General features: G+C 66.8%; 20 protein-coding genes. 18 read left to right on the plus strand and 2 right to left on the minus strand.

Annotation, left to right across the window (positions count from 1 at the left end):
- Window positions 1-32: 32 nt before the first annotated feature.
- Genes ABD206_RS04065 through ABD206_RS04080 form a run of 4 tightly spaced genes read left to right on the plus strand, consistent with a single transcriptional unit; the run spans window position 33 to window position 5,564 of the window.
- Window positions 33-479, plus strand: a complete 447-nt coding sequence (locus tag ABD206_RS04065; protein ID WP_344069618.1) for a preprotein translocase subunit YajC — start codon at window positions 33-35, stop codon at window positions 477-479.
- A gap of 26 nt (window positions 480-505) precedes the next feature.
- Entirely contained in the window at window positions 506-2,263 is a 1,758-nt protein-coding gene (secD, locus tag ABD206_RS04070) for a protein translocase subunit SecD (RefSeq protein WP_344069621.1), read from the plus strand.
- On the plus strand, window positions 2,263-3,252 hold the full coding sequence (secF, locus tag ABD206_RS04075; RefSeq protein WP_344069625.1) for a protein translocase subunit SecF: 990 nt from the start codon (window positions 2,263-2,265) through the stop codon (window positions 3,250-3,252). Before secD ends, secF begins: the two co-directional genes overlap by 1 nt.
- Before the next feature lie 53 nt (window positions 3,253-3,305).
- On the plus strand, window positions 3,306-5,564 hold the full coding sequence (locus tag ABD206_RS04080) for a RelA/SpoT family protein (protein WP_344069628.1): 2,259 nt from the start codon (window positions 3,306-3,308) through the stop codon (window positions 5,562-5,564).
- Here ABD206_RS04080 and ABD206_RS04085 read toward each other — a convergent pair.
- Together ABD206_RS04085 and ABD206_RS04090 are read right to left on the minus strand one after the other, a co-directional pair.
- The gene (locus tag ABD206_RS04085; protein ID WP_344069631.1) at window positions 5,534-6,139 is read right to left on the minus strand and encodes a hypothetical protein; all 606 of its coding nucleotides are present in this window, start codon (window positions 6,137-6,139) and stop codon (window positions 5,534-5,536) included. The genes ABD206_RS04080 and ABD206_RS04085 overlap by 31 nt on opposite strands.
- A gap of 69 nt (window positions 6,140-6,208) precedes the next feature.
- Window positions 6,209-7,465: a DUF349 domain-containing protein gene (locus tag ABD206_RS04090; RefSeq protein WP_344069634.1), complete on the minus strand. Its 1,257-nt coding sequence runs from the start codon at window positions 7,463-7,465 to the stop codon at window positions 6,209-6,211.
- A gap of 158 nt (window positions 7,466-7,623) precedes the next feature.
- On the opposite strand from ABD206_RS04090, the gene ABD206_RS04095 reads away from it, so the two are divergent.
- From ABD206_RS04095 to ABD206_RS04160, 14 genes are all read left to right on the plus strand, one after another.
- Window positions 7,624-8,919: a replication-associated recombination protein A gene (locus ABD206_RS04095; protein WP_425561173.1), complete on the plus strand. Its 1,296-nt coding sequence runs from the start codon at window positions 7,624-7,626 to the stop codon at window positions 8,917-8,919.
- Window positions 8,920-9,079: 160 nt separating this feature from the next.
- Window positions 9,080-9,709: a 30S ribosomal protein S4 gene (gene rpsD, locus ABD206_RS04100; RefSeq protein ID WP_344069639.1), complete on the plus strand. Its 630-nt coding sequence runs from the start codon at window positions 9,080-9,082 to the stop codon at window positions 9,707-9,709.
- Between the two features lie 100 nt (window positions 9,710-9,809).
- Window positions 9,810-10,085, plus strand: coding sequence for an ATPase (locus tag ABD206_RS04105; RefSeq protein ID WP_344069642.1), 276 nt, complete (start codon window positions 9,810-9,812; stop codon window positions 10,083-10,085).
- 64 nt (window positions 10,086-10,149) lie between these two features.
- Window positions 10,150-12,810, plus strand: coding sequence for an alanine--tRNA ligase (gene alaS, locus ABD206_RS04110; RefSeq protein WP_344069645.1), 2,661 nt, complete (start codon window positions 10,150-10,152; stop codon window positions 12,808-12,810).
- The gene (gene ruvX / locus ABD206_RS04115) at window positions 12,807-13,280 is read left to right on the plus strand and encodes a Holliday junction resolvase RuvX (protein WP_344069648.1); all 474 of its coding nucleotides are present in this window, start codon (window positions 12,807-12,809) and stop codon (window positions 13,278-13,280) included. The genes alaS and ruvX overlap by 4 nt, the downstream gene beginning before the upstream one ends.
- A gap of 2 nt (window positions 13,281-13,282) precedes the next feature.
- Window positions 13,283-14,683, plus strand: coding sequence for an endolytic transglycosylase MltG (gene mltG / locus ABD206_RS04120; RefSeq protein ID WP_344069651.1), 1,401 nt, complete (start codon window positions 13,283-13,285; stop codon window positions 14,681-14,683).
- Window position 14,684: 1 nt separating this feature from the next.
- Window positions 14,685-15,521 carry a shikimate dehydrogenase gene (locus ABD206_RS04125; protein WP_344069654.1) on the plus strand — a complete coding sequence of 279 codons (837 nt, stop codon included), beginning with the start codon at window positions 14,685-14,687 and terminating at the stop codon, window positions 15,519-15,521.
- A gap of 4 nt (window positions 15,522-15,525) precedes the next feature.
- The gene (gene aroC / locus ABD206_RS04130; RefSeq protein WP_344069657.1) at window positions 15,526-16,755 is read left to right on the plus strand and encodes a chorismate synthase; all 1,230 of its coding nucleotides are present in this window, start codon (window positions 15,526-15,528) and stop codon (window positions 16,753-16,755) included.
- The gene (locus ABD206_RS04135) at window positions 16,742-17,260 is read left to right on the plus strand and encodes a shikimate kinase (RefSeq protein WP_344069660.1); all 519 of its coding nucleotides are present in this window, start codon (window positions 16,742-16,744) and stop codon (window positions 17,258-17,260) included. Before aroC ends, ABD206_RS04135 begins: the two co-directional genes overlap by 14 nt.
- Complete coding sequence (gene aroB / locus ABD206_RS04140) at window positions 17,257-18,330, plus strand: 3-dehydroquinate synthase (RefSeq protein ID WP_344069662.1); 1,074 nt, start codon at window positions 17,257-17,259, stop codon at window positions 18,328-18,330. The genes ABD206_RS04135 and aroB overlap by 4 nt, the downstream gene beginning before the upstream one ends.
- Entirely contained in the window at window positions 18,327-18,788 is a 462-nt protein-coding gene (aroQ, locus tag ABD206_RS04145) for a type II 3-dehydroquinate dehydratase (protein WP_344069665.1), read from the plus strand. Before aroB ends, aroQ begins: the two co-directional genes overlap by 4 nt.
- Before the next feature lie 80 nt (window positions 18,789-18,868).
- A complete protein-coding gene (gene efp, locus ABD206_RS04150; RefSeq protein ID WP_344069668.1) occupies window positions 18,869-19,429 on the plus strand; it encodes an elongation factor P in 561 nt (186 codons plus the stop codon).
- Window positions 19,430-19,447: 18 nt separating this feature from the next.
- Window positions 19,448-19,858 carry a transcription antitermination factor NusB gene (gene nusB / locus ABD206_RS04155; RefSeq protein WP_344069671.1) on the plus strand — a complete coding sequence of 137 codons (411 nt, stop codon included), beginning with the start codon at window positions 19,448-19,450 and terminating at the stop codon, window positions 19,856-19,858.
- A 100-nt stretch (window positions 19,859-19,958) separates the two neighbouring features.
- The gene (locus ABD206_RS04160) at window positions 19,959-21,536 is read left to right on the plus strand and encodes a Rieske 2Fe-2S domain-containing protein (protein ID WP_344069674.1); all 1,578 of its coding nucleotides are present in this window, start codon (window positions 19,959-19,961) and stop codon (window positions 21,534-21,536) included.
- Window positions 21,537-21,574: the final 38 nt, after the last annotated feature.

Below are 21,574 nucleotides of genomic sequence, written 5' to 3' on the forward strand. Positions count from 1 at the left end.
CCTCCGGCGGCATCGAAAGGCTTACTCCCTTCATGAACATCCAGGACTTCTTCCTCAACTACGGCCTGATCATCCTGCTGGGTGCGCTCCTGGTCTTCATGTTCTGGAACTCCAGCCGCCGCATGAAGAAGCAGCGCGAGGAGCAGGCCAAGAAGCAGCGCGAGACCGTCGCGGGCGCGGAGGTACTCCTCCAGGGCGGCCTGTACGGCACGATCGTCTCTTTCGACCCCGACAACCTCGACGAGCCCGCCATCGTCGAAATCGCTCCCGGTGTGGACATCCGTGTCCACAGCCAGGCCATCCTGCGTGTGATCACTCCCGCCGATGACGTCGAGGTCGACGACGAGGGCGATGAGGAGCACGGTGACGACAAGTTCGAGCAGATCGTGGACGGCTTCCACGAGACGTCTCCGGAAGAGGCCGCACCGGCCGAGGGTGAGACCGAGTCGCGCGACGGCGACAACAAGCCCAGCGCCTGAGCCGCACCTCACCGAAAGGCTCCTTCGTGGCCACCTCTACGCCCGTTCGTCATGCCGTCCGGGCCCTCACGGGCCTGCTCGCGATCACCGCGGTGCTCTTCGGCATCAATGCGCTCGGCGTCTACGTGTTCCAGCAGAGCTCGTGGGTGCCCGAGCTCGCCCTCGACCTGCAGGGCGGTACGCAGATCATCCTCGAGGCGCAGACCGCAGATGGAGCGGACCCGTCGGCGGAGCAGCTCAATCAGGCGGTCACGATCATCCGTCAGCGCGTCGACGCCTCGGGCGTCGGCGAAGCGGAGGTGACGACCGAGGGCGGCAAGAACATCGTCGTCCAGATTCCTGGTGACGCCGACGAGCAGACCCGTCAGCGGATCGAGGCCTCCGCGCAGCTTCAGCTGCGCGCGGTCCTCTACGCGGGCTCGCCCGCGACGTCATATGTGGGCGACGATGGTCTCGCGACACCGTATCCGACGCCCGACCCCACCCTCGAGGCCACTCCGACGGTGGAACCGACCAACGGCAGCGATCTGAATTGGCTCACCCCTGCACTTCAGGCGGAGTACCTGGCGTACGACTGCACCAACCCCGACAACGACCCGGCCAACGCACCGACGGATGAGCCGCTAATCACCTGTGACGCTACGGGCACGGTGAAGTACATCCTCGGACCGGTAGAGCTCGACGGCTCGTCGATCACCGACGCGACGAGCGGTCTCGAGCAGACGACGGGCCAGTGGGTCGTGAACCTCACCTTCGACTCCGAGGGAACGACGATCTTCGCCGACATCAGCCAGCGGCTGTACGGTGCGACGTCTCCGCTGAACCAATTCGCGTTCGTGCTCGACGGATACGTGCTGTCGGCGCCGGCCATGAACGGCATCATCCTGGACGGTAAGCCCAGTATCAGCGGCAGTTTCACGCAGGAGACCGCCCAGGCTCTCGCGGACCAGCTCAAGTACGGAGCGCTTCCGCTGAGCTTCGAGGTCGTCAGCTCCGACACCGTCTCGGCGACGCTGGGTTCGCAGCAACTGCAGATCGGCCTGATCGCGGGGCTCATCGGGCTCGCGCTGGTCGCGGTCTATTCGCTCGTCGTCTACCGCGCGCTCGGGTTCGTGATCATCGCCTCGCTCGTCGTGATGGGGGTGCTGACCTATATCGCGCTGTGCATTCTGGCATGGCGCATGGGCTTCCGGCTCTCGTTGGCCGGCGTCGCGGGCTTGATCGTGTCGATCGGATTCACGGCCGACTCGTTCATCGTCTACTTCGAGCGCATCCGAGACGAACTCCGTGATGGGAAGTCCATCACCGGCGCCGTCGAGGACGGCTGGAGTCGCGCAAAGCGGACGATCTACATCTCCAAGTCGATCAACATCCTCGCCGCGGTCGTGCTGTACATCCTCGCCGATGCCACGGTGAAGGGATTCGCCTTCACCCTCGGACTCACGACGGCGATCGACATCTTGATCTTCATCATGTTCACCCACCCGGTGATGCAGCTGCTCTCGCGCACCCGGTTCTTCTCGTCCGGTCATCCGCTCTCGGGGCTGGATCCTGACGCTCTGGGCGCCGTGTATCGGGGCCGTGCCCAGTTCCGCGCGCCCGCAGCCGCCTCGCCGCGTACGGCGGCCGAGAAGCGTGCCTCGCGCTCGCGGGGCGAGGCGGCCAAGCGGCAGACGATCGCCGAGCGCAAACTCGCCGAGTCGCGGGCCGTCAAGACCGGTGGTGTCGACGAGTCGCAAACCGACCGCACGTCAGGGTCCTCGACGAAGGGGGAGGGCGCCTGATGCGTTCGCTCAATCAGCTCGGCAACGACCTCTACTCGGGCAAGACGTCGTTCCCGTTCGTCGGACGGCGCCGCGCATGGTTCATCGTTGCGGCCATCCTCGTGATCGGATCCGCACTCGTTCCCCTGGTGCGACCGATGCAGTTCTCGATCGAGTTCACCGGCGGCTCGCAGTTCACCGTCTCCGGCGTCGCGACGACAGACCAGCTCCTGGCGACAGACGCGGTGCAGAGCGTCGTCCCGGATGCGACGACCAAGGTCGTCACGGTCGGTTCCGACACCGTGCGCGTGCAGACCGACCAGCTCACCGACGCCCAGACGCGTGAGGTGTCGACCGCACTGGCAACGGCGTATGACGTGCCCGAAAGTGAAGTCACCACCTCGTTCATCGGTCCCAGCTGGGGGCAGGATGTCACGCGGCAGTCATTGTGGGGTCTGGCGATCTTCCTGGCGCTCACCTTCGTGATCCTGGCGCTGTACTTCCGCACCTGGAAGATGTCGGCGGCCGCGATCGTCGGATTGGCCGACGTGCTCGTGGTGACGGTCGGGATCTACGCGCTGTTCGGGTTCGAGATCTCTCCGGCCGCCGTGATCGGGTTCCTGACGATCTTGGCGTACTCCTTGTACGACACGACGGTGGTCTTCGACAAGATCCGCGAGAACACGCGCGAAGACGGCGAGATTTCGGGGCGCACATTCGGTGAGTCGGTCAACCTCGCCGTCAACCAGACGCTCGTGCGATCGATCAACACGACGGTGGTGGCGATTCTTCCCGTCGGTGCCATTCTGTTCATCGGTGCGATCTGGCTCGGTGCAGAGACGCTGAGTGACATCTCGTTGGCGATCTTCGTCGGCATCATCGTCGCGGCGTATTCGACCCTGTTCGTCGCGGCCCCGCTCTACTCTCTCTTCCGCGAGAGCGAGGAACCGATCCGTAAGCGCGATGCCCGCGTCATCGGCGCACGCGAGAAGGCTGTCGCGGCATCCTGAGTGTGCGGCGACCGGCGTAGGATGGGGTGCTCCAGCACAGGGGGGAGTCCGCGGTGACCGAGACTGTTCCTCCCGCCTCGAACGCGGCGCCGTCGCTGTTCCGCCTGGTGCCGCGCATCTTCTCGCGCGCTGCGCGGCGAGATGACGTCGAACAGCTCGTCCGTGTCGTGCGCACGCATCATCCGCGGGGCGATGTCTCGATCATCGAACGGGCCTACGCCGTGGCTGCGCGGGCACACGCCGGGCAGAAGCGGCAGAGCGGCGAGCCGTACATCACCCACCCGCTCGCGGTCGCTCAGATCCTCGCGGAACTGGGTCTCGGTCCGAAGGCGATTGCTGCGGCGCTCCTTCATGACACCGTTGAGGACACCGGATACGGGCTCGACACGCTGACGGCGGAGTTCGGTGACGAGGTCGCCATGCTGGTGGACGGCGTCACCAAGCTCGACAAGGTCAAATACGGCGAGAGCGCACAGGCCGAAACCGTACGCAAAATGATCGTCGCGATGTCCCGCGACATCCGCGTCCTGCTCATCAAACTCGCCGACCGCCTCCACAATGCTCGGACGTGGGGATTCGTCCCCCCGGAGAAGGCACGCAAGAAGGCCACCGAGACGCTCGAGATCTATGCGCCGCTGGCCCACAGACTGGGTATCCAGACGATCAAGGCAGAACTCGAGGACCTCTCGTTCGCGGTACTGCATCCCAAGCTGTACGCCGAAATCGAGAGCCTGGTTCGCCAGCGCACGCCGCAGCGCGACAAGTACCTGCAGAACGTCATCGCCGCCGTCGAATCGGACCTGCGAGAGCTGCGGGTGCGCGGACAGGTCGTCGGTCGGCCCAAGCAGCTCTATTCCGTGTACCAGAAGATGATCGTCCGCGGCCGTGAGTTCGACGACATATACGACCTCATCGGAATCCGCGTGCTCGTGACGAGCGTTCGTGACTGCTACGCCGTCCTCGGTGCGATCCACGCGCGGTGGACGCCGTTGCCGGGTCGTTTCAAGGACTACATCGCGACGCCGAAGTTCAACCTGTACCAGTCGCTGCACACGACCGTCATCGGGCCCGAGGGCCGTACGGTCGAGCTGCAGATCCGCACGCACGAGATGCACCAGCAGGCGGAGTACGGTGTCGCCGCCCACTGGAAGTACAAGGAGCAGATGGCGGGCGGCAAGGTCGACGACCGAACCGTCGACGCCGACATGGCCTGGCTCGCGCGAATTTCGGATTGGCAGGCCGAAACGGCGGATCCGGGTGAGTTCCTCGATTCCCTGCGCTTTGAGATCGGCGCCAAAGAGGTCTATGTCTTCACACCGAAGGGTCGCGTGATCGGGCTGCCCGCCGGAGCAACACCCGTCGACTTCGCGTACGCGGTGCACACCGAAGTCGGTCACCGGACCATGGGTGCGAAGGTCAATGGCCGCCTCGTGCCGCTGGAATCGGAACTGGTCAGCGGTGACGTCGTCGAGGTGTTCACGTCGAAGAATCCGGATGCCGGCCCCAGCCAGGACTGGCTGTCGTTCGTCAAGAGCACCCGCGCGCGCAACAAGATCCGTGGTTGGTTCACGAAGGAACGCCGCGAGGAGGCTATCGAACAGGGCAAGGAGTCGATCGCGCGGGCGATGCGCCGCCAGAACCTGCCATTGCAGCGCCTCATGACGCAAGAGTCGCTCTCCGAGGTCGCCCACCTTCTGCGCTACGAGGACGTGTCCGCGCTGTATGCCGCTGTGGGCGAGGGGCACGTCTCCACCCAGTCGGTGATCGAGAAGGTGACGGCGCTGGTGAGTGCGTCGACCGATACGGCCACCGGCCCGATCGATCTGCCGCACGTCGGCCGTTCGCGTCAGCCGCGGGCCGGCGACTCGGGCGTTCTGGTGCGCGGGGCACCCGACATCCTCGTGAAGCTCGCCAAGTGCTGTACGCCCGTTCCCGGGGACGAGATCATCGGCTTTGTGACGCGCGGATCGGGCGTCTCGGTGCACCGCGCTGACTGCACCAATGCGGATTCGTTGCGAGCCGATCCCGAGCGCCTGATCGAGGTCGAGTGGGCGCCGACCACGAAGAGCATCTTCCTCGTTCAGATCCAGGTCGAGGCCTTGGACCGGTCGGGGCTCCTCAGCGATGTGACGCGCGTGCTCAGTGAGCACCACGTCAACATCCTCTCAGCGACGGTGTCGACGGGCAACGACCGTCTGGCGATCAGCCGCTTCGTGTTCGAGATGGGCGACATCGTGCACTTGGACCGCGTGCTGAACGCGGTCCGTCGGATCGATGCGGTCTATGACGTATACCGCGTGACGTCGTCCTGAGCGGGCGACGGCGGTGCGCGGCGTTCGAGTCGCCGGAGGCGGGCCACCCCGACGCGCTTGAACGGCACGGCACCCGCGGCGATCAACCAGATGCGGGCGCGGAGCGGCAGTCCGCGGTCGCGGTCTGCCATGGCGAGCGCCGCGGTCTGGTGCTCGTCATCATCGATGCGGATGAGATCGGCAAGCGTACGTTCGGGCGTCGTGACCATCTGTTCCGCGATCCGGCGCAGATCGCGCGGCGGTACTTCCACATCCCGATAGTGGAGACGTCGGTGGATCACCGCGTGGAGACGGTAGGGCACCGCCCGCTGCACCGTGTGCCGCAACGGCGGGGTGGGGAGGGCGCCATGGATCCAGGCGGCCGTCAGGTGCGTCGCTGCGAGGACCCCGCGCAGGAGGTGAGCGACGGATGCTGCGCGGACGGCGGCGGTCTCATACAGATCGGCGGGAACGTAGACCTCGTCGCTGGCGGCGAGATGGCCGTCCAAGCAGGCTGCCGTCGCCTCGGCAAGGGAGAGGCCCTCGCCCGCGACGTAGATGAAGGACCGAGCACTTGAGCGGACGGAATCTGTCACACCGGCAGTGTGGCGCGTCCCGGGAACGGCGTCTCGCCAGCAGCCCGAATCTGTGGAGAACTCGCGCGTTCAGCCGCCGAGTGCACGCAACCAGGCGCGTCGGGCCTCGAGGGCTTCGTTGGCCTGGCGGATCGCACCGGCATCCTTGCGGGCGGTTGCTGCCGACAGATCGGCCTCAAGCTTCTCGATGGCGGCGTGGAGCTGGCGCGTCATGTCGTCGGCGCGCGCAGTGGTCTCGGGATTGGTCCGCGTCCATTCCGCGGACTCTCGATCGCGGACGAGGATCTCGATCTTGCGCAACTCGTCGTCCAGTGACCGCTCCTGCTCGCGCGGGAAGACGCGACCGATGTCGTCCCACGCGCGTTGGATCTTGGTGAGAGCCGCACGCGCCTTCGCGACATCCTTCTCGTCGCGGATCGCGCCGGCGTCGGTGAGCAGAGCGCGCTTCGCGTCGATCTTCTCTTTGGATGCCTCGACCTCAGCGGCCTCGCGCGCCGAACGTGCGCCGTACAGGGCGTCACCGGCGGCCTTGAACCGCGCCCAGAGGGCGTCGTCGACCTTCTTGCCCGCACGACCGACGGTCTTCCACTGGGTCAGCAGATCGCGGTAGGCCGTAATGCCGTCCTCACCACGGGCGGCCAGGGCCTCCGCGCGCTCGATCAGTCGTTCCTTCTGGCTGCGCACGCTCCTGTGGGCTTCGTCCAGTTCGGCGAAGAACTCTCGGCGATGCTTGTCCACTGTGGCACGCGCGTCGCGGAATCGCTTCCAGAGCTGCTGCGAGGCGGACTTCGGTAGACGGGGCCCCGTCTGCTGGTGACGCTGCCACTGGTCGAAGAGCGCCGACATCTCAGCAGATGCGGTCTTCCACTGCACCGACTTCGGGTCCTTGGCCGCCCATGCCTCCGCCTGTTCGACGAGCGCCGTTCGCTCGGCAACGGCGGCGTCAACGGCCTCTCGGGCCTGGGCCGCTTCGGCGGCGGTGGCCTCTGTGAGAGTCGATGCCAGCGCCTCGACGCGCGCCTCCAGAGCACCGAGATCGCCGACCGCGGCGGCACCGCTGATCTTGACACTCACGCTGGCGGCAGCGGAGCGGAGATCTGCGGCGGATGCCCCGCCGCGACGAGCGCGCACCTCGAGCAGCGTCACCTCCGACGCCAGGTCGGAGAATTTGCGCTCGTAGTAGGCGAGCGCCTCCTCCGCGGTCCCATCGGGGTACTGCCCGACGACGCGCCAACCGGCGCCTTCGCGCACCGAGACGGTGCCGTCTTCTTCGACGCGCCCCCAGGGCTCGTCGGGGGTGGCGGGGGCGGGGGATGTGTCAGACACTGGGGCACCTCAATGCGGCCGGGCCGCCTGCGGGGGATGGACGCGACCAGCCTAGTACGGTCGATCTCGCCGCCGGAGAGGTCGGTGGCGCGGGATAGCCTGGGCGGGTGACCAGTCAGACCGCGCTGTTCTCGGCGCGCGCACCGCTTCCGGTGCGCATGCGCCCGACGAGTCTCGAGGAGGTTGCAGGGCAGAGTCACCTTCTGCGCGCGGGGTCAGCACTCGTGGTCCTGGCAGATCCCGGCGCAGGCGAACGGGCTGCCGCATCCGTCATCCTCTGGGGTCCGCCGGGCACCGGCAAGACCACGCTCGCCCAGGCGATCGCACGTTCGTCGGGCAGGAGATTCGTCGAGCTGTCCGCGATCACCGCCGGCGTCAAGGACGTGCGCGAGGTGATGCAGGAGGCACTGACCCAGCGTGATCTCTACGGTCAGTCCACGATCCTTTTCCTCGATGAGATCCACCGCTTCACCAAAGCCCAGCAGGATGCGCTGCTTCCCGGCGTCGAGAACGGCTGGGTCGTCCTCATCGCCGCGACGACGGAGAACCCGTCGTTCTCGGTCATCGCGCCGCTGCTCTCGCGGTCGCTGCTGCTGACGCTGCGCCCGCTCTCCGACGACGATCTGGGAACGCTGATCGACCGAGCTCTTGCGGATGCGCGTGGTCTCGATGGCGCCGTGACGATCACCGAGCAGGCTCGGGGCGCGCTGGTGCAGCTCTCATCGGGGGACGCGCGACGTGCGCTGACGGCGTTGGAGGCGGCTGCATCACTCGCGAGTGACGGCATGGACGGCGAAGAACCGCCCGAGATCACCGAAGAGCACGTCGGGCAGGCCGTGGATCGCGCGCTGCTACGGTACGACAGGCAGGGCGATGAGCACTATGACGTCATCAGCGCTTTCATCAAGTCGATCCGCGGCTCGGACCCCGACGCCGCGCTGCACTACCTTGCGCGCATGATCGAGGCGGGGGAGGATCCTCGTTTCATCGCCCGCCGTCTCATCATTTCGGCATCCGAGGACATCGGTCTCGCCGATCCCCAAGCACTGCCGCTGGCGGTGGCTGCGGCAGAGGCCGTCCAGCTGATCGGACTGCCCGAAGGTCGGATCCCGCTCGCTGAAGCGACGGTGTACCTGGCGACGACGGCGAAGTCCAATTCGGCGTACGTCGCCATCGACGAGGCGATCGCCGATGTGCGCGCCGGCCGCTTCGGCCCGGTGCCGCCGCACCTGCGCGACGCGCACTACGCCGGGGCGAAGCGGCTGGGGCACGGCGCGGGGTACCGGTACCCGCACGACGAGGAGGTCGGGGTGGTGCGCCAGCAGTACCTTCCCGACGAACTGCGCGACACGACATACTTCCGTCCCGTCGCACGCGGGGCTGAACGTGATCTGCAGGTGAGGTGGGAGCGTATCCAGCGCATCCTCGGACGCCGACCCAACCAGCAGGACTGAGCACGTCTGGTAGACTTGTTCGGTTCGGAACCGAGTTTTCGAATATCCCACACCCCTCACATCGCTTCGGCACGCCCCGACGTGTGCGCCGGAGAGGGGGTGCATCGGATACGTCCATGAGCCGTGAAAGACACGGCCATGTCCTCGGAAGGAAATCTTCGTGCCCACGAAGTCACAGGACCGCCGCAAGGTCCGCATGTCGCGCGCGCTCGGCGTCGCGCTGACCCCCAAGGCTGCTCGCTACCTCGAGAAGCGTCCCTACGCTCCCGGCGAGCACGGCCGCACCAAGCGCAAGGCCGACAGCGACTACGCCGTCCGGCTCCGCGAGAAGCAGCGTCTGCGCGAGCAGTACGGCATCCGTGAAAAGCAGCTGCGCATCGCGTTCAACGAGGCCCGCCGCAAGGACGGCCTGACCGGTGAGAACCTGGTCGAGCAGCTCGAGATGCGTCTGGACGCCCTCGTCCTGCGTGCCGGCTTTGCCCGCACGACCGCGCAGGCCCGCCAGATGGTCGTCCACCGCCACATCCTCGTGGACGGCAAGACCGTCGACCGCCCGTCGTTCCGCGTCGCCCCCGGCCAGCTCATCCACGTCAAGGAGAAGAGTGAGGGTACCGAGCCCTTCCAGGTCGCGGCCGCGGGCGGACACGCCGAAGTCCTGCCCCCCGTTCCGGGCTACCTCGAGGTTGAGCTCGACAAGCTGCACGCCCGTCTCGTGCGCCGTCCCAAGCGCGCCGAGGTTCCGGTCGTCTGTGACGTCCAGCTCGTCGTCGAGTACTACGCAGCTCGCTGATCATCGAGATCGCACTTCGAAGGGCGCCGGTCACCCGGCGCCCTTCGTCGTTCTCGCCTAACATGGGGGAAACGTCACCCCGCGGGGAGGAAGTGAGCGCATGAAAAACCTGCTGTGGTTTGCACTGGGTCTGGTCGGCGGATTCGTCGCGGCCCACTTCGTCAACAAGGACCCGCGTGGTCACGAGGTGCTCGCCGAGGTGGATGCGCGCATCACGCAGTTCACGGACAGGATCGCTGACGCCTACCACGAGCAGGAGTCTCGGATATCCGGCCTGGTCAGCGACGCGCGGGAAGCTGCCGCCGACGTCGCCGCGGCCATCGCGGAGGAAGCCAAGAGCGCCGATTCCGCAGGCGCGGCGGACGAGAAGAACTGACCCGCACGGATACCCCACCGTCGTCGCCCATCGGCGACGATGTCGCACGCCCTGAGGACCACCGATGAAGACTGCTGAGATCGCGCAGCGCTACCTCGACTACTTCGAGAAGAACGATCACGTGATCGTCCCCTCCGCCTCCCTCGTCACCGACGACCCGTCACTGCTGTTCACCGTCGCGGGGATGGTGCCGTTCATCCCCTATCTGACCGGGGTGGTCCCCGCCCCCTACGCGCGGGCGGCGGACGTCCAGAAGTGCATCCGGACCAACGACATCGAGGAAGTCGGAAAGACCGCCCGACACGGCACCTTCTTCCAGATGCTCGGTAACTGGTCCTTCGGCGACTACTTCAAGGAAGGCGCCATCTCGTACGCATGGGAACTGCTCACCAGTTCCGAAGCAGACGGCGGTCTCGGTTTCGACGAGCGCGACCTGTGGGTGACCGTCTACGAAGACGATGACGATGCCGCGGCTCTCTGGCGCCGCATCGCGGGCCTGCCCGAGGAGCGCATCCAGCGCTTTGGCAAGGAGGACAACTACTGGTCCACCGGCCAGCCGGGTCCTGCGGGTCCCTGCTCGGAGATCTACTTCGATCGCGGCCCCGCCTATGGCCGTGAGGGTGGCCCGGCCGTCGACGACAGCCGCTTCACCGAGATCTGGAATCTCGTCTTCATGCAGTACTCGATCAACAACGTGCGTTCGAAGACCGATTTCGACGTCGTCGGCGAGCTGCCCAACAAAAACATCGACACCGGCATGGGCCTCGAGCGCGTCGCGTTCATCAAGCAGGGTGTCGACAACATGTACGAGACCGACCAGGTCCGTCCGGTGCTCGACCGTGCTGTCGACCTGTCCGGTCGTCGCTACGGTGCCTCGCACGAGGACGACGTCCGCTTCCGTGTCATCGCCGACCACGTGCGCTCCTCGCTCATGCTCCTCTCGGACGGCGTGACGCCCTCGAATGAGGGCCGTGGCTACATCCTGCGCCGTCTGATGCGCCGCACGATCCGCGCGATGCGTCTGCTCGGTGTCGATGTGCCGACCTTCCCCGAGCTGTTCGCCGCCTCGCGTGATGCGATGGCACCCGCCTACCCCGAGTTGGCACGGGACTATGACCGCCTGTCGTCCTACGCGATCGCCGAGGAGGAGACGTTCCTGCGGACGCTGGCCTCGGGATCCACGATTCTCGACACTGCTGTGGCCGATACCAAGCGTTCTGGCGGCGCGAGCCTTGCCGGCGCGGAGGCCTTCCTGCTGCATGACACCTACGGCTTCCCGATCGACCTCACGGTCGAGATCGCCGAAGAAGCAGGTCTGAGCGTCGACCGCGATGCCTTCGACACGCTCATGCAGGAACAGCGCTCCCGGGCCAAGGCGGATGCGAAGGCGCGCAAGCGCGCCATCGCCGACCACTCGGTTTACCGCGAGTTCCGCGCTCTGGGCGAGACCACATTCACGGGCTACACCGATTTCGAGACGGAGACGCGGGTGCTCGGCGTCCTGGTGGACGGTGTATCCGTCGACCGTGCGACAGCCGGCCAGACCGCAGAGGTGATTCTCGCCGACACCTCTCTGTATGCCGAGTCCGGCGGACAGATCGCCGACAAGGGCATCATCGTCGGCGCGGGCTTCGAACTGGATGTGCTCGACGTTCAGAAGCCCGTTCCGGGGCTGGTCAGCCACACCGTCGAGGTGAAGGCCGGCGAGGTCGCGGTCGGTCACGCAGCCACGACCATCGTGGATGCCGCCAACCGCCGTGCGGCGGCACAGGCCCATTCGGCGACCCATCTCGTGCATGCAGCCCTGCGCGACACACTGGGCAAGACCGCGACCCAGGCGGGATCGCTGAACCGTGCCGGGTATCTCCGATTCGACTTCTCGTGGTCGCAGGCGCTGTCAGCCGAGACCAAGACCGAGATCGAAGAGATCGCCAACACCGCAGTGCGTGACAACCTCGAAGTCACCACCCGCGTGCTCGCACTGGATGAGGCGCGGGATCTCGGCGCGATGGCGCTCTTCGGCGAGAAGTACGGCGACACCGTGCGGATGGTGGACATCGGAGGCCCGTGGTCGCGCGAGCTCTGCGCGGGCACCCACGTGCGCACGAGCGCAGAGATCGGCCTGATCTCGCTGGTCGGCGAGGCCTCGGTGGGTGCCGCCAATCGTCGCGTCGAAGCGCTCGTCGGTATGGATGCCTTCCGCAGCCTGGCCGCCGAACGCGCCCTCGTCGCTGAGCTCACATCCGCGCTCAAGACCCCGCGCGAGCAGCTTCCCGCGCGCATCGCCGAGCTGTCGTCCAGCCTCAAGGCGGCCGAGAAGAAGATCGCCGCGCTCGAGGCGAGGGCGCTCGGCGAGAAGATCCCCGACCTGGTCGCGCGGGCGACCCGGGAGGGGAACGTCCGCGCCGTGGTACAGAATGTCGCGGGTGCCGCATCGGCCGACGATGTGCGCGCCGTCGCTCTGCAGGTCCGCGAGCGGCTCGGGGCCGAGGCGGCCGTCGTGGCACTGGCATCCGTTGTCGCAGATCGCCCCGTCATCATCGTCGCCACCAATGACGCGGCACGCGCGCAGGGGCTGAAGGCCGGCGCACTCGCCAAGGCCGCCGCCGGCGTACTGGGTGGTGGCGGCGGCGGTCGTGACGATCTGGCTCAGGGCGGCGGAACCGACGCCGGCGCCGTCGATGCGGCGCTGGATGCCGTGACTCGAGCGCTGCGGAACGCGTGAGCGGCTTTCGTCGCGGTCTGCGCCTCGGCATCGACGTCGGGAAAGCCCGGGTCGGTGTCGCACGGTGCGATCCGGACGGGCTCCTCGCCACGCCTGTGGAGACGGTGCGACGCGATGATGGGGCCGTGGCCCGGATCGCGGCGCTCGTGGGCGAGTGGGAGCCGATGGAGATCGTCGTCGGCCTGCCGGTCAATCTCCGGGGCGAGCACACTGCTTCGACCGAGGATGCGATCTCTTTCGCAGGCGAGATCCAGGCGGCGAGCGGTGTCGCTGTGCGCCTTGTAGATGAGCGATTGAGCACCGTCTCGGCGCAGCACGCGCTCCACGCCTCCGGGAAAACCACGAAGTCGTCTCGTAGCATGATTGATCAGGCCGCCGCCGTCGTCCTGCTCCAGCATGCAGTCGACATCGAGAAGAGCACCGGGCGTCCTGCTGGAAGCGTGCTCCCGCCCCCCGAGGAGACTGTCTGACCATGTCCGACGAGCCGTCGCCGAGCGACACCCCCGCCGCTGACGGGGCACAGCAGTCGCCCGTTCCCGGATCTCGCCGCGCCGCGCGTGAGGCGCGCCAGGAGCCCGCGCCCCCGGCCCCGCCCGCCGAGGCCGGCCGCCCGGCAACCCCGGACGCGTCGTTCGAGGGTTTCCTGGCTTCGGCTCAGGCTCCCGCATCCGCGCGCGACACGACCACGACACGCACGCACGACGGTGCGGGATCGCCGGGGGGCTCATCCTCTCTCGATGACCTGTTCTCTGGCGAGCGCACCACGAATGACATCGGCATGACACCGTCCACGAAGCGGAAGAAGCGCTCGCGCAAGGGGCCGATCATCGCGCTGATCATCATCCTTGCTCTGGTGGGTGGGGCTGCCGGCGCGGGCTGGTGGGCGTGGAGCACCTACGAGGACAAGATCCGCGAGGTCATGGGCTGGGAAGAGCCGAAGGACTACGAGGACGGGATGGCCACGGGCGAGGCCTACGTCACGATCGTCGAGGGGGACACGGGAGAGTCCATCTCTGTGAGCCTTGCCGCTGCTGGGGTCACCAAGACGCCGGAGGCGTTCTACGACTATCTGATCGAGACCGAGCAGAGCCCCGATTTCTTCCCCGGTGTGTATCGCTTGCAGTTGCAGATGACCTCCGCAGCCGCTCTCGCCGCGCTCGAGGACCCCGCCAACAAGATGGAGAACACCGCGCTCGTGCGCGAGGGTCTGACAGTCGATCAGACGATTGAGATCCTTTCCACGGATCTCGGCATTCCGCTCGCCGACTTCCAGGCGGCCGTCGCCGATCCCGCCGTGTACGGGGTATCGGCGACGACTCTCGAGGGCTGGTTGTTCCCCGCGACCTACACCTTCGACGCCGGCGTTGCCGCTACCGACATCATCGCCCGAATGGTGTCGAGGGCCGTCGAGTCACTGGATGCCGCCGGGGTCCCTGTCGACGATCGCGAGCGCATCCTCACGATCGCCTCGATCATCCAGCGTGAGGCGCGGTTCGAGCAGGACTTCTACAACGTCTCGCGCGTGATCTACAACCGGCTCGACATCGGCATGAAGCTCCAGATGGACTCGACGGCACAGTACGGCTACGGAGAGATGCACGACGGCACAGTGAGCACCTCGGGCGCCGCGCTCTCGGACGACAACCCGTGGAACACCTACGTCATCGACGGACTCCCCGCCACCCCGATCGCCAACCCCGGCGATCTGGCGATCGACGCGGCGATGCATCCGGCGGATGGACCGTGGCTGTACTTCGTCACGGTCAACCTCGACACCGGCGAGACCGTCTTCACGACGACCTACGACGACCATCTCGCCGCCGTCGAGCAGTGGCAGCAGTGGTGCGCGGCGAACCCGGACTCGGGCTGCTGACGTGACCGATCGTCGGGCCCTCGAGGTCTGGGGCGACCCGATCGCCCACAGTCTCTCGCCACAGCTCCACCTCGCCGCGTACGAGGTGCTGGGGGTGGACTGGTCCTACGAGCGGCGAGAGGTGGGCGAGCGCGAGTTCGCCCGCGTACTGGCATCCCTGGACTCGACTTTCCGCGGACTGTCCGTGACCGCACCGCTCAAGCCCTCCGCCTTCGGCGCCGCGACGTGGCGCGATCGGCGCGCCGAGCTGACCGGCGCCGTCAACACGCTGCTGCTCGAGGATGCCGGGACGCGGGGGTTCAACACCGATGTCGGCGGCATCACGGCCTCTCTTGCGGAGAACGGCATCACCTCGGTGGCGGATGTCCGCATCATCGGCGCCGGTGCCACCGCGACATCGGCGCTCGTCGCGGCCGCCGAACTCGGGGCTTCCTACGTTGAGGTCGTCGCCCGCCGTCCGCCCGCGGTCGCTGCGCTGCAGGACCTGGGAGACAGCCTCGGTGTCAGCGTCATGCCGCTGTTGTTCGAGACGCCCGCGTACTCGCCCGTGGATCTCACCATTGCGACGCTGCCCGGAGGGGCCCGGATCCCTCCGGATGTTGCCGACATCATTGCGGAGCCCGGTGGACCGCTTCTGGATGTGGTCTACGGTCGCGGTCCGACGCGAATCTCCGAGGCATGGGATCGTGCCGGCGCACCGGTGATCACGGGGGAGGGGATGCTCCTGCACCAGGCCCTGCTGCAGGTCCGGATCTTCGCGGCGGGCACGGCCGACGAGCCTCTCGACCGGGAAGAGGTCGTTCTCGCCGCGATGCGCCGCGCGCTCGTGGGAGGATAGACGAATGCTCCGCGTGCTCACGGCCGGCGAATCACACGGCCCCGAACTCGTCGCCGTCATGGAGGGCCTGCCCTCCGGCGTCCCCGTCTCCCGTCCGGCCATCCAGGCTGACCTGGCCCGCCGAAAGCTCGGCTACGGCCGTGGCTCACGGATGAAGTTCGAAGAGGACGAGCTCACGATCTCGACCGGCGTCGTTCACGGGCTGACACTCGGCAGCCCGATCGCGCTGCGGATCGGCAACACCGAGTGGCCCAAGTGGTCGGAAGTGATGAGCGCCGATCCCGTGGAGGTGACGGAGCGCTCACGCGGTCGGAGTGCCGCGCTCACGCGCCCTCGCCCCGGCCATGCCGACCTGGTCGGGATGCAGAAGTACGACTTCGACAGCTCACGGCCGATCCTCGAGCGTGCCAGCGCGCGCGAGACGGCCGCCCGCGTCGCCCTCGGGGCGATCGCTCGGTCGTTCCTCGGCGAACTCGGTATCCGTCTGGTGTCCCACACCCTCTCGATCGGACCCGTGCAGGCACCCGCCGACGCTGCCCTTCCGACACCCGATGACGTCGCGGCGCTGGACGTTGATCCGCTGCGCTGCTTCGATGCGGCCACCTCCGCGCTGATGGTGGCCGAGGTGGATGCCGCCCGCAAGGAGGGCGATACGCTCGGCGGCATCGTCGAGGTGCTCGCCTACGGACTCCCGCCGGGACTCGGAAGCCACGTGCAGTGGGACCGTCGCCTCGACGGCAAGCTTGCGCAGGCACTTATGAGCATCCAGGCCATCAAGGGCGTCGAGGTCGGCGACGGCTTCGAAACATCGCGGCGTCGCGGGTCGCGCGCCCACGACGAGCTCTTTGCCACCGCCGCCGGGATCACCCGTGCCAGCGACCGCGCGGGAGGAACCGAAGGCGGCATGTCGACGGGTACCGTCCTGCGCGTGCGGGCCGCAATGAAACCGATCGCGACCGTTCCGCATGCGCTGCGAACCGTGGACGTCGCCACGGGTGAGACCGCCTCGGCGCATCACCAGCGTTCGGATGTCTGTGCTGTTCCGGCCGCGGGCGTCGTCGCAGAGGCCATGACGGCGATCGTCCTGGCAGAGACGGTGCTCGAGAAGTTCGGTGGCGACAGCATCGGGGAGACCCGTCGGAATCTTGAGAGCTACCTCGCAGCGATCCCGGAAACGTTGCGTTCGACCGCCATGAGCGACGGCTCTCTCCTGGGCGACGATGCCGGTCTCTAGACCCCTCGTGCTGGTCGGCCCCATGGGTGCGGGCAAGACGAGCGTGGGACGTCGGGTGGCCCGGCGGCTCGGGGTCGAATTCGTCGACACCGACGCGAGCGTCCAGCGCGTGCACGGGCCGATCGAGCAGATCTTCGCCGATCAGGGCGAGGACGTGTTCCGCGGCTACGAACGCGACGCCGTGCGCGATGCCCTCTCTGCGCCGCGTGTCGTGTCTCTGGGTGGCGGGGCGGTGCTGGATGCCGACACGCAGGCGGACCTGGAACGATGCGACGTCGTCCTGCTGACCGTCGCGCCACGCGTGGTCGCCACGCGCGTGCAGGGTTCCACACGTCCGCTGCTCCGCGGGGATGATGCACTGGCCGAGTGGTCACGCATCTTCGCAGAGCGGCGTCCCGTCTACGAAAGGGTCGCCTCGCTTCGGCTGGACACCTCGGACGGGCCGCTGCAGCACACCGTCGATGAGATCGTGCACTGGGTGCACGCGCAGGAGGAGACCGCATGACCGCAACGACGATCACCGTCGCGGGTGACAATCCGTACGACATCATGATCGGCCGCGGGATCCGCTCTCAGCTGGGAGACGTGCTCCCGCCATCCGCGGAGCGCGTGCTGATCGTGCATCCTCCGACCCTCGCCGCCGAGGCCGAAGCCCTGCGCGCAGTGATCTCCGCTGACAGGCAGGTGCTTCTCGCCGAGGTACCGGATGCCGAGCAGGGTAAGCGCGTCGAGGTCGCTGCGTTCTGCTGGCAGGTGATGGGGCAAGCCAACTTCACCCGCACCGATGCCGTTGTCGGGTTCGGTGGCGGAGCGGTCACCGATCTGGCGGGCTTCGTTGCTGCGACCTGGCTGCGCGGCGTCGCTGTCGTGCAGGTGCCCACGACCGTGCTCGGCATGGTCGATGCCGCCGTGGGCGGCAAGACCGGCATCAACACCGCTGAGGGGAAGAACCTGGTCGGCGCGTTCTGGCCGCCGGCGGCCGTGCTGTGCGATCTGGAGCTGCTCGAGACGCTTTCACGCAACGAACGGGTGGCCGGATTCGCCGAGGTCGTGAAAGCCGGGTTCATCTGGCACCCCGAGATCTTGGAGCTCATCGAGGCGGACCCGGACATGGCGGTCGATCCGTCATCGGCACCCTTCCGCCGGTGCATCGAGCTGGCGATCGGAATGAAGGCGCACGTCGTCGGCGAGGACCTCCGCGAGGCGGGCCTGCGCGAAATCCTGAACTACGGGCACACGCTCGGGCACGCGATCGAGCACGCGGAGCGATACCAGTGGCGCCACGGGGCAGCGATCTCGATCGGGATGGTCTACGCCGCGGAGTTGTCGCGTCTGGCAGGTCGACTCTCCGACGAGGCGGTGGATCGCCACCGGGACATCCTCACGTCCCTCGGGCTGCCGACGACCTACCGCGCCGGCGCCTGGTCGCAGCTGCTGGCGACGATGCAGCGCGACAAGAAAGCCCGCGGCAGCATGCTGCGCTTCATCGTCCTCGACGACATCGCGCGACCGACGGTTCTGCAGGCACCCGACGAGTCGTTGCTCTTCGCCGCGTACCAGGAGGTGGGGGCATGAGCACCGCGCGCCGCCTGCTGCTGCTCAACGGCCCCAATCTCAACCTGCTCGGCACACGGGAGCCGGCGATCTACGGTAGCCAGACCCTCTCCGATGTGGAAACCCTCGTCGCCCGCGCCGCCGCTGATCGTGACTTCGAGGTGCGCTCTCTGCAGTCCAATCACGAGGGCGTGCTCATCGATGCGATCCACGCTGCCCGCGAGGACTGCGCGGGGATCGTGATCAACCCTGGTGGGCTGACCCACACCTCTGTGGCGTTGCGCGACGCGCTATCGGGTGTTGCTCTGCCCGTTGCTGAGGTTCACATCTCAGACGTCCTGTCGCGGGAGCCGTTCCGCCACCACTCGTACGTGCGCGATGTCGCCGCGGTGCATGTCGTCGGGGAGGGCGTGGCGGGCTACGTGCGCGCCACGGACGAGCTCATCGACCTGATCGAATCCCCGGCCGAAAGCCTCTGACGGCGATCGAGCGGGTCGCGGCTAGAATAGGCGGTCGGGTCGCACGGACTCCGCCCAGACGAACGGACACTCACACACTCATGGCATCGACTGCAGACATCAAGAACGGCGTCGTCCTCAACATCGACGGACAGCTCTGGAGCGTCGTGGAATTCCAGCACGTCAAGCCCGGCAAGGGTGGCGCGTTCGTGCGCACCAAGCTCAAGAACATCCTCACCGCGAAGGTCGTCGACAAGACGTTCAACGCCGGCGCCAAGGTCGAGATCGAAAACGTCGATCGTCGCGACTACACGTACCTGTACAACGACGGCGACAGCTTCGTGTTCATGGACATGAGCGACTACGACCAGATCAACGTGCCGGCGGCCACCGTCGGCGATGCGAAGCACTTCCTGCTCGAGAACCAGCAGGTCACGATCGCGATGAACAACGGGACGCCGCTGTACCTCGAGATGCCCGCATCCGTTGTGCTGGAAATCACCTACACGGAGCCCGGTCTGCAGGGTGACCGGTCCTCCGCGGGCACGAAGCCCGCGACGGTCGAGACGGGCTATGAGATCCAGGTGCCGCTGTTCCTCGAGACCGGAACGAAGGTCAAGGTCGACACGCGCTCCGGTGACTACCTCGGCCGCGTCAACTGACCAGGCGGTCCTCGTTTCATGAGTGCCCGCACGAAGGCGCGCAAGCGCGCGCTTGACATGCTCTTCCAGTCCGATGTCCGGGGGGAGGAGCTCTCGCTTGTGCTCGCCGCAGAGGCGCAGCGCGCTGCGACCGAGCCCGCACGCGAGGCCTCTTGGCTCTACGCCCGAGAGATCATCGATGGCGTGATCGACAATCGCGACGCCATCGATGCGCGGATCGTCGACACCGCGAAAGACTGGTCGCTCGCCCGCATGCCTGCCGTCGACCGCGCCCTCCTGCGGATCGGGACATGGGAGATCGTCTACAACGACGACATCCCCGCCGCGGTCGCGATTGATGAGGCCGTCGAGCTCGCGAAGGAGTATTCGACCGACGAGTCGGCGCCCTTCGTGCACGGCGTGCTCGCGCGCATCGCACGCGGCGACTGACCGGCTTCACGCTTCTCATCGGCCCCTTTGTCACGGCGATCCGTCCGGATCGCGGCCGGGTCGTTCGCGTAGCATCACTGTGACGGACGGAAGGACGGGCATGCGCATCACAGGCCTCGGACACGCGGGAATGTTCATTGAGACCGCAGGCGGAAGCATCCTGTGCGACCCGGTCGTCGGTCCTACCTTCTTCGGCTCCTGGTTCCCATTTCCCGACAACCGGGGACTTGATTGGGAGCGATTCGGCAGGGCGGACTTCCTTTACATCTCCCACCGCCACCGCGACCATTTCGATCCCGCGCTCATGGAGCGTGTCGTCCCCAAGGACATCAAGGTCCTCCTCCCGGAGTATCCGACGGATGATCTCGAGGTCGACCTGCGCGCCGCGGGATACGACAACATCATCCACACCGAAGCAGGTGTGCCCATCCAGTTCGGCCCGCTCACGATCATGGTCACGCCATTGCGGGCACCCAGCGACGGACCGATCGGCGACTCGTCACTGTCGGTCGACGACGGCACCGCGAGCATCCTCAACCAGAACGATTCTCACCCGCTCGATCTGGAGAAGATCCTCACCTTCTCGAAGCCCGATGCGTACTTCACGCAGGTATCCGGCGCCATCTGGTGGCCTATGGTGTATGACCTCCCTCAGGACGCGAAGCAGAATTTCGCCCGACTCAAGCGCGACGCCCAGAACAAGCGCGCGCTGTACTACATCGAGAAGGTCGACGCCGAGCACGTGTTCCCGATGGCGGGCCCACCGATGTTCCTGCGCGAGGATCTCTTCCGTTACAACGGCTACGGCCTCGAGGACGATTCGATCTTCACGGACCAGCGCCAGTTCCTCGCGCACATGAAGGACGTGCGTCCCGAGCAGAAGGGGTACGAGTTTCTGCCGGGGACGGTCCTCGACCTGAATCACGGCGAGGTACGCGTCACGCAGACGCTCTACTCGGATGCCGAGATCGACCGGGTCTTCGACGACAAGTGGGCCTACCTCGCCGAGCAGCGGGACAGCCGGCAGGACGAAGTCCGCGCAGAAGAAGGGTCGCGTGCCGCGATTCTTCCGCCGCAGGAGATGCTCGCCGCGATCAAGGAGTGGTGGGAGCCACTGCTGCGCCGGGCCCGCACGATCCGCAACGGTGTCGGAGGCAACGTGCGCTTCCGCATCGGGGAGCTGGACATGGTCGTCGACTTCGCCAAGGCGAAGGTGCGGGAGTACGCGGGGGAGGAGTGCATCTACTGGTACACGATCCCCGCGGACCTCGTCTCGACGAACATCCGTGACCATGAGATCGACTGGTCGAACTCGATCTTCCTGTCGATGCAGTTCGACGTGGGCCGTAGCGGCAAGTTCAACGAGTTCCTCACGACATTTCTCAAGTGCCTCTCGCGCGACCGCATCGAGTACGTCGAGAACTGGTACGCGGAGCAGACCGATCAGACCGAGGATGCCGAGATCGGGGACTGGGTCGTGCAGCGTCGCTGCCCACATCTGCGAGCAGATCTCACGAAGACCGGCAAGATCGAGGACGGTGTTCTCACCTGCTCGCTGCATGACTGGAAGTGGGATCTCGCCTCCGGGCGGTGTCTGACCAGTCAGGGCCATCCGATCCGCGCGCGTGGCGCGGCGGACGCGCCGCAGCTACCCGAGAGCGTGCCGGCAGGGTCCTGATCCGCGTAGACTGTGGCGAGCACAGCAACCTTTAACAC

Source organism: Microbacterium sediminicola, assembly GCF_039531125.1.
Taxonomy (GTDB): Bacteria; Actinomycetota; Actinomycetes; order Actinomycetales; family Microbacteriaceae; genus Microbacterium; species Microbacterium sediminicola.

Coding starts and splice junctions, on each gene's coding strand:
- ABD206_RS04135 (WP_344069660.1), top strand. CDS start 16,742: ATGCCGGTCTCTAGACCCCTCGTGCTGGTCGGCCCCATGGGTGCGGGC.
- ABD206_RS04160 (WP_344069674.1), top strand. CDS start 19,959: ATGCGCATCACAGGCCTCGGACACGCGGGAATGTTCATTGAGACCGCA.
- mltG (WP_344069651.1), top strand. CDS start 13,283: ATGTCCGACGAGCCGTCGCCGAGCGACACCCCCGCCGCTGACGGGGCA.
- alaS (WP_344069645.1), top strand. CDS start 10,150: ATGAAGACTGCTGAGATCGCGCAGCGCTACCTCGACTACTTCGAGAAG.
- ABD206_RS04065 (WP_344069618.1), top strand. CDS start 33: ATGAACATCCAGGACTTCTTCCTCAACTACGGCCTGATCATCCTGCTG.
- aroB (WP_344069662.1), top strand. CDS start 17,257: ATGACCGCAACGACGATCACCGTCGCGGGTGACAATCCGTACGACATC.
- nusB (WP_344069671.1), top strand. CDS start 19,448: ATGAGTGCCCGCACGAAGGCGCGCAAGCGCGCGCTTGACATGCTCTTC.
- efp (WP_344069668.1), top strand. CDS start 18,869: ATGGCATCGACTGCAGACATCAAGAACGGCGTCGTCCTCAACATCGAC.
- secF (WP_344069625.1), top strand. CDS start 2,263: ATGCGTTCGCTCAATCAGCTCGGCAACGACCTCTACTCGGGCAAGACG.
- aroC (WP_344069657.1), top strand. CDS start 15,526: ATGCTCCGCGTGCTCACGGCCGGCGAATCACACGGCCCCGAACTCGTC.
- ABD206_RS04095 (WP_425561173.1), top strand. CDS start 7,624: ATGCGCCCGACGAGTCTCGAGGAGGTTGCAGGGCAGAGTCACCTTCTG.
- aroQ (WP_344069665.1), top strand. CDS start 18,327: ATGAGCACCGCGCGCCGCCTGCTGCTGCTCAACGGCCCCAATCTCAAC.
- ABD206_RS04105 (WP_344069642.1), top strand. CDS start 9,810: ATGAAAAACCTGCTGTGGTTTGCACTGGGTCTGGTCGGCGGATTCGTC.